14 protein-coding genes are annotated in these 15,853 nt (G+C 39.0%); 8 read left to right on the top strand and 6 right to left on the bottom strand.

The window, feature by feature from the left end:
* The first annotated feature begins 93 nt into the window (after positions 1-93).
* A complete protein-coding gene (locus R2Q84_RS03850; RefSeq protein ID WP_316815208.1) occupies positions 94-1,251 on the top strand; it encodes a LysM peptidoglycan-binding domain-containing protein in 1,158 nt (385 codons plus the stop codon).
* The gene (locus R2Q84_RS03855; RefSeq protein ID WP_316815209.1) at positions 1,241-1,882 is read left to right on the top strand and encodes a uridine kinase; all 642 of its coding nucleotides are present in this window, start codon (positions 1,241-1,243) and stop codon (positions 1,880-1,882) included. The genes R2Q84_RS03850 and R2Q84_RS03855 overlap by 11 nt, the downstream gene beginning before the upstream one ends.
* A gap of 36 nt (positions 1,883-1,918) precedes the next feature.
* Here the strand turns inward: R2Q84_RS03855 and R2Q84_RS03860 are convergent, their stop codons facing one another.
* From R2Q84_RS03860 to R2Q84_RS03880, 5 genes are all read right to left on the bottom strand, one after another.
* Entirely contained in the window at positions 1,919-2,575 is a 657-nt protein-coding gene (locus R2Q84_RS03860) for a CoA transferase subunit B (protein ID WP_121271651.1), read from the bottom strand.
* A 17-nt stretch (positions 2,576-2,592) separates the two neighbouring features.
* Positions 2,593-3,294: a CoA transferase subunit A gene (locus tag R2Q84_RS03865; RefSeq protein WP_316815210.1), complete on the bottom strand. Its 702-nt coding sequence runs from the start codon at positions 3,292-3,294 to the stop codon at positions 2,593-2,595.
* A 50-nt stretch (positions 3,295-3,344) separates the two neighbouring features.
* Entirely contained in the window at positions 3,345-4,448 is a 1,104-nt protein-coding gene (locus R2Q84_RS03870; protein WP_316815211.1) for a PQQ-dependent sugar dehydrogenase, read from the bottom strand.
* A gap of 79 nt (positions 4,449-4,527) precedes the next feature.
* Positions 4,528-6,900, bottom strand: a complete 2,373-nt coding sequence (locus R2Q84_RS03875) for an endonuclease MutS2 (protein ID WP_316815212.1) — start codon at positions 6,898-6,900, stop codon at positions 4,528-4,530.
* Positions 6,901-6,902: 2 nt separating this feature from the next.
* Positions 6,903-7,481 (bottom strand): DUF4296 domain-containing protein, encoded by a 579-nt coding sequence (locus R2Q84_RS03880; protein WP_316815213.1) that lies wholly within the window; start codon positions 7,479-7,481, stop codon positions 6,903-6,905.
* Positions 7,482-7,551: 70 nt separating this feature from the next.
* On the opposite strand from R2Q84_RS03880, the gene R2Q84_RS03885 reads away from it, so the two are divergent.
* The 6 genes from R2Q84_RS03885 to R2Q84_RS03910 all read left to right on the top strand — a co-directional run bounded on the left by R2Q84_RS03885 (position 7,552) and on the right by R2Q84_RS03910 (position 15,121).
* A complete protein-coding gene (locus R2Q84_RS03885; protein WP_316815214.1) occupies positions 7,552-8,244 on the top strand; it encodes a YggS family pyridoxal phosphate-dependent enzyme in 693 nt (230 codons plus the stop codon).
* Positions 8,245-8,709, top strand: a complete 465-nt coding sequence (locus R2Q84_RS03890) for a GNAT family N-acetyltransferase (protein ID WP_316815215.1) — start codon at positions 8,245-8,247, stop codon at positions 8,707-8,709.
* A 31-nt stretch (positions 8,710-8,740) separates the two neighbouring features.
* The gene (locus R2Q84_RS03895; protein WP_316815216.1) at positions 8,741-9,544 is read left to right on the top strand and encodes a DUF3298 and DUF4163 domain-containing protein; all 804 of its coding nucleotides are present in this window, start codon (positions 8,741-8,743) and stop codon (positions 9,542-9,544) included.
* A 2-nt stretch (positions 9,545-9,546) separates the two neighbouring features.
* Complete coding sequence (locus R2Q84_RS03900) at positions 9,547-10,821, top strand: aspartate kinase (protein ID WP_316815217.1); 1,275 nt, start codon at positions 9,547-9,549, stop codon at positions 10,819-10,821.
* A gap of 7 nt (positions 10,822-10,828) precedes the next feature.
* The gene (locus R2Q84_RS03905) at positions 10,829-12,013 is read left to right on the top strand and encodes a methyltransferase domain-containing protein (RefSeq protein ID WP_316815218.1); all 1,185 of its coding nucleotides are present in this window, start codon (positions 10,829-10,831) and stop codon (positions 12,011-12,013) included.
* A 114-nt stretch (positions 12,014-12,127) separates the two neighbouring features.
* Entirely contained in the window at positions 12,128-15,121 is a 2,994-nt protein-coding gene (locus R2Q84_RS03910; protein ID WP_316815219.1) for a DUF2723 domain-containing protein, read from the top strand.
* 66 nt (positions 15,122-15,187) lie between these two features.
* Here R2Q84_RS03910 and R2Q84_RS03915 read toward each other — a convergent pair whose 3' ends face one another.
* Positions 15,188-15,823 (bottom strand): peroxiredoxin, encoded by a 636-nt coding sequence (locus tag R2Q84_RS03915; RefSeq protein WP_316815220.1) that lies wholly within the window; start codon positions 15,821-15,823, stop codon positions 15,188-15,190.
* Positions 15,824-15,853 lie beyond the last annotated feature (30 nt).

A 15,853-nucleotide genomic window follows, 5' to 3' on the forward strand; every position in this document is an offset into this window, starting at 1 on the left:
CAATACGTGTTAAAAACGAACGTTTAATATTCGAATTCGACGCCTTATTTTTATTATTCGTATAATTGCGGTTTAAATTTTACAAAGATATTAATGCATAAATATTATATAGCGTCAGTAGTCGCCCTTCTTATGAACCTGTCGGCAGCAAGTGCCATTACCAGGGATTCCATAGGGGTAGAGAACAATAAGGGAAAGAAATTAATCATCCATCAGATAGTAGCTAAAGACACGTATTACTCCGTTGCAAGACGCTACAATGTGCTTCCAAAGGACATTATGAGTTTCAATGACAACAAATTCTTACAGATTGGGGTCATCATTAAAGTCCCTACTAACATCCCCTTCACCAGTGCTCCTGCTACTGGAAAAGCCAGTCAAGCTCCGGTTACAGCAAGCAATACAAGTACAGAATTAACAGAGCATACCGTACAGAAAAAAGAAAATCTGAATATGCTTGCCGAGAAATACGGTACAACGGTAAACGAAATTAAAAGAGTAAATAACTTAAGCACCATCAATCTTAGAATTGGTCAGTTATTGAAGATCCCGGGAAGAGCTGAGGAGCAAACCGAACCAGAACGCACACCAGTAGCTACAGCACCTCCGAGAGTCGAAGAAACAGTAGTAAAAACACAGATTCCGCCAGAGAACAGGTATAAGAAACCTGCTCCTTCACAGGACAAGAAAGAAGCAACAAACAACAGCAAGCCAGAAGAGTTTATTGAGCATACTGTGTCTTCAAACGAGACCATGTATTCCATTGCCTCCCGTTATAAATTAACAATGGATCAATTGAAGGCTAAAAACAACCTGACTGACAATTCATTGCGCGTTGGACAAAAGTTAGTGATTAGTGGAGAACGTCCACCTAAAAATGCTCCGGTTGCGGAATCCAGTACCGATACTTTAAATTCCATCAAAGATCCGGCATTAAGATACCCTGCAAGCAGGTACGGGTTAAACCAGATAGATGAAAAAGGAACGGGTGTGTGGATTGCCGATCAGGATCTGGATCCTTCAAAAATGCTGGTATTACACCGTTCGGCCCCAATTGGAACGGTAATGAAAATTACCAACCCTATGACTAACCGTTCTACCTTCGCTAAAGTTGTTGGTAAATTCACAGAGAACGAATCCACAAAAGATGTGATCATTGTAATGACTAAAGCTGTGGCTGATGCACTTGGTGCTTTAGACAAAAGATTTTATTGCAATTTAACATACGGCGGACAGGACAATGAACAATAAGCCTTTCATTATTGGTATTGCGGGAGGAAGTGGCTCAGGCAAAACCTTTTTTTTAAATTCCTTCCTACATCATTTTAAACAGGATGAAGTAACCCTGGTTTCGCAGGATGACTATTACTTCCCTGCAGGAGAAATGACCCAGGAAGAAAATAAGTTATATAATTTTGATTTGCCACGCACCATCGATCATGAACAGTTTTTACTGGATATCAAAAAACTCATGAAGGGCGAGGTGATTTATAAAAAAGAATACAATTTTAACAACCCTCTTGCTGTCACAAAAATTCTTGAGATTAATCCAGCTCCTATTATTATTGTTGAAGGACTTTTCATCTTACATTTCAAAGAAATTGCCGCATTGCTTGATCATAAGATCTTTGTAGAAGCTGAGGACGATGTTGCACTAAAACGTCGTATAAAACGCGATGGAATGGAACGCGGGTATCCTGAAGAGGATGTGGTTTATAAATGGCACAATCATGTCGTACCTGCTTACCTGGAGTTCTTGCTTCCTTATAAAAGCATATGCGACACCGTAGTCATCAACAACAACGATACCCCTGATGACATTATTAAAGTAACGGAAGAGATTTCTGAAGACCTGAAAGAAAAATATTGCAGGACTAAATAAAAGTAAAAAGGAGCTTTATCAAGCTCCTTTTTACTTTTAAAACACCATTTCAGGTACATTATCATCTGCAAACAGCTTTCCTAAAGTTGCCTGTCTAATGAAGTCCACACTTACACCTGGTGCACGCTCAATCAGTTTAAAACCACCTTCTGGCAATACATCCAAAACAGCCAGTTCTGTTACAATCTTTTTAATACAGTTTACCCCAGTTAAAGGCAACGTACATTTTGGCAACAATTTACTTTCACCAGCTTTGTTTACATGCTGCATGGCTACAATAATATTTTTAGCAGAAGCCACTAAGTCCATAGCCCCTCCCATACCTTTTACCATTTTCCCAGGTATCTTCCAGTTGGCGATATCTCCATTTTCAGATACCTCCATAGCACCAAGTATAGTCAGGTCTATTTTCTGACTTCTGATCATTCCAAAACTCAGCGCAGAATCAAAAATTGATGATCCCGGCAAAGTTGTAATAGTTTGTTTTCCGGCATTAATTAAATCAGCATCTTCTTCTCCTTCAAAAGGGAAAGGCCCCATACCCAACAGTCCATTTTCAGACTGTAGCACAACATTTATTCCCTCGGGAATATAATTGGCCACCAGGGTTGGTATACCAATACCTAAATTCACATAGTAACCGTCACGTATTTCTCTTGCGATGCGTTGCGCAATTCCATTTTTATCCAGCATATAAATATTTTATAGGATTATCCTTTAGTTCTCACAGTACGTTGTTCAATTCTCTTCTCGTAATCTGCACCCTGAAAAATACGGTGAACAAATACGCCAGGGGTATGGATCTGATCAGGATCAAGCTCACCAGCTTCAACCAGCACCTCTACTTCAGCAATGGTAACTTTACCTGCCATTGCCATTACAGGATTAAAATTGCGACTGGTAGAACGATAAATTAAATTACCGGCAGTATCACCCTTCCAAGCCTTTACAATTGCAAAATCGGCATCAAAAGCATACTCCATCAGGTAATCCTTACCGTTAAAATTCCTTACTTCCTTACCTTCGGCAACTTCAGTACCCACACCGGCAGGTGTAAAAATAGCTGGCATGCCATAACCTGCAGCCATGCATCTTGTTGCCAGTGTACCTTGTGGAATTAACTCCACCTCAAGTTCGCCACTTAACAACTGACGTTCGAACTCAGCATTCTCGCCCACATAAGAAGAAACCATTTTCTTTACCTGACGCTGTTGCAACATCAGTCCGATTCCAAAATCATCAACTCCCGCATTGTTGGAAATGCAGGTTAATTCTTTAACACCTTTTTTTACCAGCGCAGTAATGCAGTTTTCTGGAATACCACACAATCCGAATCCGCCAAGCATTAAAGTGCTACCATCTTTAACATCTTTTATAGCTTCCTCAGCACCCGAAACAACTTTATTGATCATACAATTTGATTTTGCTACTAAATTATACTATATCTGCCGTACCGACCAACTTATTTGGCAATTTCTATGATCTTATCGTTGTTACCGTTGCTGCTGCCAATATATATTTTGCCATCAGGCGACTGACATATAGCTCTTAAGCGTCCAAATTCATTGGCAAAAAAATCTTTACTGCCCAGAATTTTATCACCAGCCTCATTCAGCTTTAACTGAGTAAACTTAGATCCTTTTAAACTAAGCAGCAATAAAGAGTTTTTAAACTGCGGAATAAGATCAGCATTATAATAAGTTAAACCCGAAGTAGCTATAGTAGGTGTCCAGGCCATCAATGGCTCTACCACATTGTTGGCGGCACAAAAAGCCTGCTCTCCCGACTTATCACAAAAACCCTCCACATTGGGCCAACCGTAATTACGACCTTTGACAATTAGATTTACCTCGTCGTCGCTATTGGCACCATGCTCTGAAGCATACAATTTATTCCCGACCAGCACCAATCCCTGGGGGTTCCGGTGACCAAAAGTCCATACCCTGCTATCTGGAAACGGATTATCAGAAGGAATAGTTCCATCAAGATTAATACGTAATATTTTACCCGATAAAGAAGTCATATTCTGTGCATTCCCGGCTGTACTTGCATCACCGGTAGTGATCAGGAGTTTTTGATCTGAAGTAACCAACAGTCTCGAACCATTATGTATAGAGGAAGCAGGGATCATATCCAACAACGTCATTGGAGAATTTAACGCGCCACCTGTATAAGTATATCTAACGACCTTCTCCCTATAACCCGATCCTGAATTATAATTATAAACAATAAAGACCCAGGGATTGGTAGCGAATTGTGGGTTGATCGCCATACCTAATAAGCCTCCCTCACCATTGCTTACCACACCAGGTACATTCAGCAATAAAGTAACGGCACCTGTTTCGGGGTTAACCCGACTAATTTTACCTCCACGTTCTGTAATCCACAACTGCTGGTCCGGTCCGTAGATCAATTCCCAAACGTGAGACAGGGAACTACTAACAACCCTGGTTTTCAACTCCACGTCAGGCAGCTGCTCCCCCTGCTCCTTACCGGCAGATTTGTTCTTTTTACACGAAGCAGTAGCAAGTATAAGAGCGAAAATACCTAAAGCAAGTGTTTTCATGATATTATGTTATATGGATTAATAAAGCTACCTACAGCTTTCACTATCCATATAACACACTCATTTTAAATATGTTTACTTAATTAAAATAAACATAGGTAATCCCATCACCGCCCCTGTCAGCATGTTCGTCCTCAACCCGGTTTACCTGACTATATTTTTTAAGATACTCTCTGATCATTTTTCTGAGGATTCCATCACCTTTACCATGAATAAGTTTAACTACTGGAAAACCAAGCATAATAGACTTATCTAAGTACTTTTCGACCTCGTGTATCGCATTTTCTCCACGCATACCTCTTAAATCCAGTTCAGCGTTAAAGCTACTGATGGCCTCAGAAATACTGCCTGTATAAGAATTACTCTGAGCAGCTTTTTTAGCCTGTTTATTGCTGATTTTAATAGCGCGGTTTTTCTTTACAACTGAACGTAAATCGCCCAAAGCCAGTACCAGGTTATCTCTATTTATCTCTAAAACCTGTCCGGTAGTTTCACTATCCTTAAGCTGCACCCAATCCCCTACTTCAATTGGCGTATTTAAAGGTATCACCACTTCCGGTTTCTTTTCTTCCTTCACCTGATTTTGCACCAACACCTTTTGCAGGTTTTGCCTAAGTTCTTTAGTTACTGCTTTGTCAGCCTGTTTTTCTTTAATTTCAGCAATGGTATTTTCAACCAGCTTGTTCGCATTCTTAATAATAGCCTGCGCTTCCAGCTTGGCTTCTTTGATCAGCACCCTTCTGTTCTCATCCAAAAATTCCCTCAGCTTCTCGTTCTCTGCCACCAGGTTTTTAACCTTATTCTGTTGGGTAGATAAATGCAGTTTAGTATCATAAATCTGCTTTTTCTCACGTTCCAGATCAACCAGCAAACTATCTATACGATTTTGGTTCGTACCAGTCTTAGCCCTGGCAAGTTCCAGCACTTCTTTCTGCAAACCTATATTTTGTGCGATTTCAAAAGCGTAAGAACTTCCAGGTTTACCGATTTCCAGTACATACAATGGCTTCATTTTATCATTATCAAATAACATCGAAGCATTTTCCAATCCTGGTGTATTACCGGCAAACAACTTTAAATTAGAATAGTGAGTGGTGATAACTCCCCTTACCTTTTTATTGTTCAATACTTCCAGCACAGCTTCGGCCATAGGTCCGCCAAACTGCGGATCGGTACCAGTACCAAACTCATCAATCAACACCAATGACTTTGGCGTAGCATGCGCCACGAAAAACCGCATCTTGGTCAAATGAGCACTATAAGTACTCAAATCACTTTCAATGGACTGGTCATCCCCAATGTCAGCGAATATGTTATCAAAAATCCCCACCTCACTTGATTCATGAACAGGTATCAGTAAGCCCGATTGTACCATCAGTTGTAACAAGCCAACAGTTTTCATACAAACAGATTTACCACCGGCATTTGGCCCTGATACCAATACAATCCTCAAATCATCGTTGATATGTATATTAAGCGGCACAACGGTCTTTTTATCTTCTTTAAAAGAAAGATACAACAACGGATGCCTTGCATTAATCAATTTTGTTTTCGCACCAGTGATGAGCACAGGCATATCGGCCTCCACATCAATAGCAAACAGTGCTTTTGCCCTTACAAAATCTAATTTGGTCAAAAATCCATGATAAGACAGTAATAAAGGGGTGTAAGGTCTTAAATCATTGGTCAGCGCGATCAATATTCTGATAATCTCTCTTCGTTTATCGAATTCCAGATCACGCAACTTGTTGTTTAATGTAAAAACCTCTTCAGGCTCAATATAAACCGTCTGCCCACTGGCCGATTCATCATGGATAAAACCTCTTAGTTTCCGTTTATTTTCTGCAAGGACAGGAATACACATCCGGCCATCGCGTACGGTTAAACTACCATCGGCTACCCAGTTGTTGCCAACGGCCTGTTTGTAAATCGAATCCATTCGCTTACGCACATCCTGTTCTGTTTTGGCAATATCACCAATTATATTTTGCAGGGCTGGCGATGCATTGGGCTTGATCTTTCCCTTCGGATCCAGTACAGTTTCAATCTTTTTAAGGATATTTTTCTCTACCGGCAGATGCTCAAACAAGGCTTCCAGATTAGGATATACACCTTCCCGTTCATCAAAAAAGCGAAGTACCGAAAATACAGTTTGTAAAGAAGCATACATTTGATGCAACTCATCTTCTACCAGATAGGTACCTTCTACCCTTATCTTCTCGGCAAGACTTTTTATATCAAAAAAGGTGCTGATCTGTAAAGGCTCCTGGTTTTCAAGAATACTCTTAAACTCATGCGTTTGCCTTAAAAACTTATTGATCTGGTCAAACTTGGTCATCACCTGCATCTTCCCAACCATCTGTTGTCCCATCGGACTTAAACAGTGTTTATAAATAAGTTGCCTTACCTCATTAAACCCCAAACGCTCCAAACAATTCTCCGGATATAACATACTTATTTTAAATCTTTCAGACTTTTATAGTCCATTTTTAATTTCATCACGTCGACACTTTTTTTAACCGTATCTTTTAATAGTGCTGTATCTTTTAACAATGTGGTATCTTTTATTCCTAATGCTTTCAACCTTGCAGAAGGCTTCAACAGAAAGTTAGCCCAGAAAGTTGAATCCGCAGCCCTGGTCGAATCCCTCACCATCTTCACTCTGTACTTCATTATTTCGTTGGCATTTAAGATAGAGTCAGCCTTTACAATTGCATTTTTCTCTTTGGTCAGCTCGGCAGTCACTTTCACGTAAATATCATTCATTACTTTAGGTTCCCTCCCATAATAATCCATACTTCGCATATATAATGCCGAGTCTATGTCATACTTTTTATAAATCCCCTTATAATACTGCGCAGCCTTTATTTTAACAGAATCAGGGCGCGTTGTCATTCCAAGGTAGCTATCAGCAATATGAATATCGTGTAATACCTTAGCCATCTCATCGGGCTGTATAATATCCTTCGGTATACCCGGTTTGCAGCCAGAAAGAGAAAAAAAGACAATTGTTATATAAAGAAAGTTCCTCATTATGTTAAAACATCATTATTTCTTAGACAAAGTTCGCTAAGGTTGTTAATTTTACCAAAAATACTGATAAATGAGTATAGCAGATAACTTATTAAAATATAAAAGCGAATTAGAGCCGATATCCGTTAAATTAATTGCGGTATCTAAATTCCAGGAAGCTGACGCTGTTTTAGAAGCCTATAATGCCGGTCAACGCATTTTTGGAGAAAATATAGTACAGGAACTGGTTGATAAACAAGCTAAATTACCACAGGATATTGAATGGCATTTGATTGGCCATCTACAAACCAACAAGGTTAAATATATTGCTCCTTTCATTAATCTGATCCAATCCGTAGATAGTTTAAAATTACTGAGCGAAATCAATAAACAGGCTTTAAAAAACAAAAGGGTTATCGACTGCCTCCTTCAAATTTATATTGCTGATGAAGATACCAAATTCGGGCTAGGCTTTGATGAGGCTATTGAGCTGTTACGTTCGGAGGAGTATGCCGCTATGCAAAATATACGCATTGTTGGCGTAATGGGGATAGCCAGCAACCATGCTCAGGAAAAACAGACCAAAGATGAGTTTAATGAGCTAAAAGTACTTTTTGATGGCATTAAAGTTAGTTTCTTCAGAAAAGTGGATTATTTTAAAGAAATATCCATGGGTATGTCTGGCGATTATAAGCTCGCCATTGAACAAGGTAGTACCATGGTGCGTATTGGCAGCAATATTTTTGGAAAAAGAATAATTAAACATTACAAAACTGAAGCATAAATGAACGTAAATATTAGGGTAGCTGTTAAGGAAGATTGTGAAAGATTACTGGAGCTGGTTAATGAGCTGGCAGTATTCGAAAGGGCACCCGAAGAAGTTACTGTAACACTGGAAGAGTTTGTTGATGCCGGCTTTGGCCCGAATAAAGTCTGGGATGCAATTGTTGCCGAGGAAAACGGTTTTATCGCTGGCTTTGCGATATATTACACCAGGTATTCGACCTGGAAAGGCCGCAGGTTATACCTTGAAGATTTTATTGTTACTGAATCTTACAGAGGTCGTGGTATCGGAAAATTACTTTTTGAGGCCGTTTTGAAGGATGCTAAAGACAAAAATTTTAACGGCATGAACTGGCAGGTGCTGGACTGGAATGAGCCAGCCATTAATTTTTACAAAAAATATGGTGCAGACCTGGATCCTGAATGGCTTAACGGCTCATTTACAAAAGAACAGATTATGAAATAACCCCCATACCTCATCAGAAAAACAAAAACCAATGAAAAAACTAGCCTTATTTTTAATTACTATTAGTTTCTTGGCTTGCCAGAACGAGAAAAAGTCTGTCGGTACAACCGATACTACAAACCTTGAAAAGCATACTGATCTATCCGTAAAATATGATTCAGTAAAAGTATACAGCAAAAATATGGTTACTAACGAAAATGTAACGGACACCACAAAAGCAGTAATTACTTATCCAGTATTTTCAGATGAGAAAATAAACCAGTTCATTGAGCAAAAAATGATGGGCTTTGCCGATGAGGGCGAACATTTCAATACTTATCAGGATTTTGTCACTGCCTTTATTAAAAACTTTGATGATTTTAGAAAAGAAAATAAAGAGTATGGTCAGACCTGGTTTATGGATGGAAAAATTGATGTGGTAGCACAGCAACCGCAATATCTTTCGGCATTAGTAACCTATGTAAATTACGAAGGTGGGGCACACCCGAATAGCAATTTCACATACCTTAACTACAATCCCGCTGATCATAAAGAAATTACGTTAGATAGTCTGATTGATCCGAAAGCAATGCCTAAGTTAACAGCAGTAGCAGAGAAAATCTTCAGAAAAAATGAAAAGCTGTCTCCCACTCAAAGTCTTAAAGACAGTTATTTTTTTGAGAACGACAAATTTAGCTTAAATCAAAACTTTACCATTACAAAAGAGGGCTTAAAATTCCTTTATAATCCATACGAAATTAAAGCTTATGCTTTTGGAATCACAGAATTATTGATTCCTTTTGCAGAGCTAAAAGATATAGCAAGGCCAAACAGTTTATTAAATCGGGCGAATTAAAAATGAAGATATACAAATTTGGAGGGGCATCTGTTAAGGATGCTGAAGGAGTAAAAAACGTTTCATCGATTATCCAAAAGCATAAAGGGAATGAACTGCTGATCGTTGTTTCAGCAATGGGTAAAATAACCAACAAACTGGAAGAACTAACCACAGCATATTTACACGGACAAGAAGATGTTCAGCAGATATTTGAAGAAGTAAAGCAGTATCATTTCAATATTTTAAACCAGTTATTCCCCGATCACAATCATCCGGTATTCAATGACATCATCAATACCTTTGTAGAAATCGACTGGTTACTTGAAGATGAACCTGAAGATGCACCTGACTATATTTACGACCAGATCGTTTCAATTGGTGAATTGGTTTCTACTAAGATAATCGCTGCTTATCTAAGCACCCAAAACAGCAATGTAAAGTGGGTTGATGCACGCAATTTTGTGCATACCGATAATACTTACCGCGAAGGATTGGTAAACTGGGAGAAAACAGAAGCTGAAATACAGAAGAACCTTGCTCCTGTTTTAAAGGATAATATTGTAGTTACCCAAGGCTTTATTGGCAGTACAAGTGAGAACTTTACCACTACACTGGGCCGTGAAGGCTCCGATTATTCTGCAGCCATATTTTCTGCCTGCCTGGATGCTGAATCGGTTACCATCTGGAAAGATGTGCCAGGTGTTTTAAATGCAGATCCTAAATGGTTTGATGAAACTGAAAGAATCCCTCAGCTTTCTTATCATGATGCGATAGAACTGGCTTATTATGGTGCCACAGTTATCCACCCAAAAACCATTAAGCCTATCCAAAACAAGAACATTCCTTTGTATGTCCGTTCATTCCTGCATCCGGATGCACCAGGTACTGACATTACAGATGTTAAAAACCATTTACCTGTACCTTCCTTTATTTTTAAAGTAAACCAGGTATTGCTGTCTATATTCCCTAAAGATTTTTCTTTCATTATTGAGGAAAACCTGAGCGATATCTTTAGTCTGTTCCATAAACACAGAGTAAAAATCAACACGATGTTAAATTCTGCCATCAGTTTCTCTATCAGCTTTGATTATGACGCAAAAAAACTGGATAAGCTAATGACAGATCTATCTAAAGATTACAAAGTTAAATACAATACAGGGGTAGAACTGGTTACAATCAGGTATTATAACCAGGAAACAATAGACCGCGTAACCGTAAACAAGAGTATCCTTTTAGAGGTAAAAAGCAGAAATACTTGCCAGGTTGTGATGAGGGATAAAAAAGAAACGGAGTAGTTAAATATTGAATAAGCGCATTTTAGATCAACCAGTTCAGGAATACATCAACAATCATTTAAATGATGATGTACATAAAATTGCTATGGCAAAAAGTCCCTTTGGGGATGTTGAAGCTAAAGAACTAGCCAGTCAGATTGCTGCTAAAAACAAATCACAGCGCAAATTACCAAGCTGGTATGCTGCAAATAACATTTATTACCCGGCACTGCTTTCTATCGAGCAGTGCTCATCAGAAACTACAGCATGCTATAAAGCTGAATTAGTTAAGGGAAATAGCTTAATTGACCTGACAGGTGGTTTTGGTGTCGACAGTTTATATTTTGCAAAAAAAACAGCTACAGTTACGCATTGTGAAATCAATGCGGAACTTTCGGAAATTGCGGCACACAATGCGCAGGTATTGGGACAAGACAATATTTCTTTCTTTACGGGAGATGGTTTAGCCTGGCTACAGGAAACAAATGCGACTTTTGATACCATTTATATAGACCCTGCCAGAAGAAGTACCGCAGGAAAAGTATTCATGCTGAAAGACTGTACGCCCAATGTTATAGAAGATCTGGACTTACTTCTTGCTAAATCCAAAAGAATCATTATAAAAACGGCCCCTTTACTCGATTTAAGTGCCGGATTAAAAGAACTTAAAAACGTTGCAGAAATCCATATTGTAAGTACTAAAAATGAAGTAAAGGAATTGTTGTGGGTACTTGAAAAAGATACTGTAGCTCCTGTTAAAATTAAGTGCGTAACTTTAAATGAGGAGGACAAACATTTCACTTTTTTAAAAGGAGAAGAAGAACAAACCGAATCACCTATACTTACAGGACCTCTTGAAACTTATCTGTACGAACCAGATGCAGCTCTGCTTAAAAGTGGCGCTTTTAACCTCATCGCCAAAACCTATGGTTTAAAAAAACTGGACACACAAACCCAGCTTTACACTGCTGCTGTCTATAACAACCTTTTTCCTGGAAGAATATTCAAAATCAACAGGGTCATTACTTCAGGTGAACTAAAAAAAGAGAAACAACTTAACGGAAACGTCATCGTAAGAAATTATCGGGACAAAGCCGAAAACCTCGTCAAAAAGTATAAGATTAAACCGGATCAACATCAGTTTCTTCTTTTCACACAAAGTCGTACTGATGGCTATATTGTAATTGATGCCAGGATCATCCAGCATTACTAGTCTATATCAACCAGCTGAGACAATTCTGCAAGTCTGTTTTAACATAAATTAACATTTACAAATAACTGTATGGCAATAATTTAATTATTTTTAATTAAACAAAATTGCCCACTCATGAAGAATTTTAAAAGCATCAATAACCTGACCGGTTTCATCCTTTTTGGACTGTCTGGAATGGTTTACTGGCTTACTATGGAGCCAACAGTAAGCTTTTGGGACTGTGCTGAATTTATTACCGCAGCAGATAAGCTGCAGGTTGGTCACCAGCCCGGAGCACCTCTATTCCTGATGATCGGAAAGTTATTCTCCATGTTAAGTGGCGGCGACACCGCAAAAGTAGCTTACTGGATAAATTTCAGCTCTGTCGTTTTTAGTGCTGCTACAGTGATGTTTCTGTACTGGACCATTACTTTAATCGCTGCCAAGCTATACAAACAGGAAAAAACCACCACCGATATGCTGACCATCATGGCTACCGGAATAGTCGGCGCACTTGCCTTTACATTCTCTGATACCTTCTGGTTTTCGGCAGTGGAAGCGGAAGTGTATGCTTTATCTCTATTTTTCACCTCACTCGTTTTTTGGGCCATCCTAAAATGGGAAGCAGAATCTAATGACCGCTGGCTGATCATTATCGCCTTTATCATTGGCTTATCTATAGGTGTACATCTGTTGAGCCTGCTTGCGATCCCTGCGGTTGTACTGGTATATTATTTCAAAAAAACTGAAAAACCATCTGTCTGGGGCTTTATCAAAGCGATAGGAATTGCAGGCATAATATGGGTAACCGTACAATATGTTATCATTCAGTATGTGGTATTACTGGCAGCAAAATCTGATTTATTCCTGGTAAATACCCTGGGTTTTGGATTTGGATATGGAGCAGTGATTTTTTTACTTATCCTGGCTGCTACTATTGCTTACGCCATACACTACTCCATTAAGCACAGGAAATACCATCTCAATCTTGGAATGACCTGTCTTACATTTGTGTTGTTTGGTTTTAGTGCTTACTTTTTGATTATCATAAGAGCCAATGCGAAGCCTAGCCTTAACCTTTCAAACCCCGATAACCCATTCGGATTATATGGTTATTTAGGCCGGGCAAATTATGCCGATACTCCGCTATTGTACGGACAAACTTTTGACGCTGAACAAACAGGATCAAAAGATACCTACACCAAATACAGAAAAGGAAAAGATAAGTATGAAACGGCCGGTAAAGGACTCAGTATTGAGTACGACAAAAACATGCTTTTTCCACGCACTTACAGCACCAGGACTGATCATGTTAACTTCTATAAACAGTGGCTAAATATTGCTGACGGACAAACACCATCCTTTATGCAAAACCTGGAGTTCTTTACAACCTATCAAATGGGCTTTATGTACTGGCGATATTTTTTATGGAATTTCTCGGGTAGGCAAAATGACAAACATGGACAAGGAAGCAGTACCGAAGGCAATTGGATTACAGGGATAAAATCAATAGATGCTTTACGTCTTGGAAATCAGGATGCCTTACCTCCCAGTATAGTTCAGAACAAAGGATATAACAGGTTTTATGGCTTACCTTTGATACTGGGAATTGTGGGGTTACTATTTCTATACCGTAAAAATAGAAACGATGCGATTGTCGTCACCTCATTGTTCTTTTTTACGGGCTTAGCCATTATTCTTTACCTAAACCAGGATCCTTTGCAGGTACGGGAAAGAGATTACGCTTATGTCGGATCATTTTACGCATTCGCTATTTTCATAGGATTTAGTGTTTTCGCCCTTCGGGAAGCTTTGTCGCGTATCAGCTCACCAAAATTAAGTCTTGCACTGGCTACAATTACCGGTCTCCTGGCGGCACCCGCGATTATGGGTTTCCAGGGTTGGGACGACCATAACCGTTCAGGAAAAACAACAGCACTGGATTGGGCGAAAAACTATCTCAACTCCTGCGCTCCGAATGCCATTTTGTTTGTAACCGCTGATAACGATACTTTTCCTTTATGGTATGCGCAGGAGGTAGAAGGTATTCGTACAGATATCCGGGTAGTCAACATCCAATACCTGTCGGACGATGCTTACATCAACCAAATGAAAGCTAAATTGAATAAATCGGCTCCTCTTCCTATCACTATGGCTGAAGAAAAATATGTAAACGGTGTGAGAGATTACCTGCATTATTTTGATTATGGCTTTAAAGACAGTGTAGAACTGAAAGATCTGCTTGCCGTAATGACTTCTGATGATAAGGGCGACAAGCTGGAGTTGTCAGACGGGACTTACCAGAATTTTCTACCTTCCAAAAAGTTCAAACTAAGTGTTGATGCTGATCAGCTGGTAAAAAATCATACCATTACGGATAAAGAAAAAGACAAAGTCGCCCCGCAAATGGAATGGTTTTATAACAAAGATGTTATTTTTAAATCTGATCTGGCTATGCTGGATATTCTCGCCAACAACAACTGGGAAAGACCTGTTTATTTCGAAACAAATGTTCCTCAGGACACCTACATGGGCTTAGATAAATATCTATACCTGGAAGGTTATGCATTGCGCTTACTCCCTTTCAAAACCGATCCCAAAGATACGCGGGATAAGATGGAACGTCCAAATACAGATGTGATGTATCATAACATGATGCATAAATTCGATTACAAAGGATTCCAGACCGCGAAATACATAGATCCTGAAAGTAAGAGGGTTGCTGAAGGAACCTGGGCCATTAGCAATGTGCTCACCGCAAACCTGATTACAGAAGGAAAAAACAATCAGGCGCACAATCTACTCGTTAAAAACATCAAAGAAATTCCTTTAAGAAGCAGCTCAATTGATGATACCCTGAGCAGATACCAAACCATACAACATTTATACGCCTTAAATGAAACCAATGTAGCCAATAAACTCACTGCTGATACTTTGACTTTTTTAGATAACGAGCTGAACTATATTGCTTCATTAGAACCTGAAAAACTCAACTACTATGGCAGAGATTTACAGATTGCATTTTATGTTTTAGATAACCTCTATAAAATGACTGCGGATTATGGACAGCATCATTTAAGTAAAAAGATAAACACCAGGTTCAAAGAGCTTCAGGCGAAGTTTAGTTAGCCAATACTCATGAAAAAAGCCATCCTGTTGAGATGGCTTTTTTGTATTTCTATATGCTTAACAGCACTACTTATTCGGCTGAGGAGTCATCCTCAAATAAGGTTTAATTACTTTATGTCCCTTAGGAAACCTTGCTGGAATATCTTCCGTTTTGATGCTGTTCATCACTACAACATCCTGTCCATCTTCCCAGTCGGCAGGCGTAGCCACACTGTAATTCGCAGTAAGTTGCAAAGAGTCGATTACCCTTAATACTTCGTTAAAGTTACGTCCCGTAGAAGCAGGATAAGTTAGCATCAACTTCACCTTTTTATCCGGACCTATGATGAATAGAGAACGTACAGTTAAAGTTTCAGAAGCATTTGGATGGATCATATCATACAGATCAGCAACCTTCTTATCCTCGTCAGCTATAATAGGAAAATCAACTTCTGTATGCTGAGTTTCATTGATATCATTAATCCAGCCTCTGTGCGACTCCGCTGAATCAACACTTAAAGCCAAAACCTTTACATTTCTTTTTTCAAACTCACCCTTTAAAGCCGAAGTACGGCCAAGCTCTGTAGTACACACTGGTGTATAATCTGCCGGGTGAGAAAATAAAACACCCCAACTATCTCCTAAAAATTCATAAAAATCAATAGGACCAATAGAAGTATCTGCTTTAAAATTGGGCGCTATGTCCCCTATTCTTAAACTCATAATGTTATATTTTTAATAGTTAAAAACTAA

Origin of the sequence: Pedobacter nyackensis, from assembly GCF_032678475.1 — a bacterium.
GTDB lineage: Bacteria > Bacteroidota > Bacteroidia > Sphingobacteriales > Sphingobacteriaceae > Pedobacter > Pedobacter nyackensis_A.

Coding starts and splice junctions, on each gene's coding strand:
- R2Q84_RS03850 (WP_316815208.1), top strand. CDS start 94: ATGCATAAATATTATATAGCGTCAGTAGTCGCCCTTCTTATGAACCTG.
- R2Q84_RS03855 (WP_316815209.1), top strand. CDS start 1,241: ATGAACAATAAGCCTTTCATTATTGGTATTGCGGGAGGAAGTGGCTCA.
- R2Q84_RS03860 (WP_121271651.1), bottom strand. CDS start 2,575: ATGCTGGATAAAAATGGAATTGCGCAACGCATCGCAAGAGAAATACGT.
- R2Q84_RS03865 (WP_316815210.1), bottom strand. CDS start 3,294: ATGATCAATAAAGTTGTTTCGGGTGCTGAGGAAGCTATAAAAGATGTT.
- R2Q84_RS03870 (WP_316815211.1), bottom strand. CDS start 4,448: ATGAAAACACTTGCTTTAGGTATTTTCGCTCTTATACTTGCTACTGCT.
- R2Q84_RS03875 (WP_316815212.1), bottom strand. CDS start 6,900: ATGTTATATCCGGAGAATTGTTTGGAGCGTTTGGGGTTTAATGAGGTA.
- R2Q84_RS03880 (WP_316815213.1), bottom strand. CDS start 7,481: ATGAGGAACTTTCTTTATATAACAATTGTCTTTTTTTCTCTTTCTGGC.
- R2Q84_RS03885 (WP_316815214.1), top strand. CDS start 7,552: ATGAGTATAGCAGATAACTTATTAAAATATAAAAGCGAATTAGAGCCG.
- R2Q84_RS03890 (WP_316815215.1), top strand. CDS start 8,245: ATGAACGTAAATATTAGGGTAGCTGTTAAGGAAGATTGTGAAAGATTA.
- R2Q84_RS03895 (WP_316815216.1), top strand. CDS start 8,741: ATGAAAAAACTAGCCTTATTTTTAATTACTATTAGTTTCTTGGCTTGC.
- R2Q84_RS03900 (WP_316815217.1), top strand. CDS start 9,547: ATGAAGATATACAAATTTGGAGGGGCATCTGTTAAGGATGCTGAAGGA.
- R2Q84_RS03910 (WP_316815219.1), top strand. CDS start 12,128: ATGAAGAATTTTAAAAGCATCAATAACCTGACCGGTTTCATCCTTTTT.
- R2Q84_RS03915 (WP_316815220.1), bottom strand. CDS start 15,823: ATGAGTTTAAGAATAGGGGACATAGCGCCCAATTTTAAAGCAGATACT.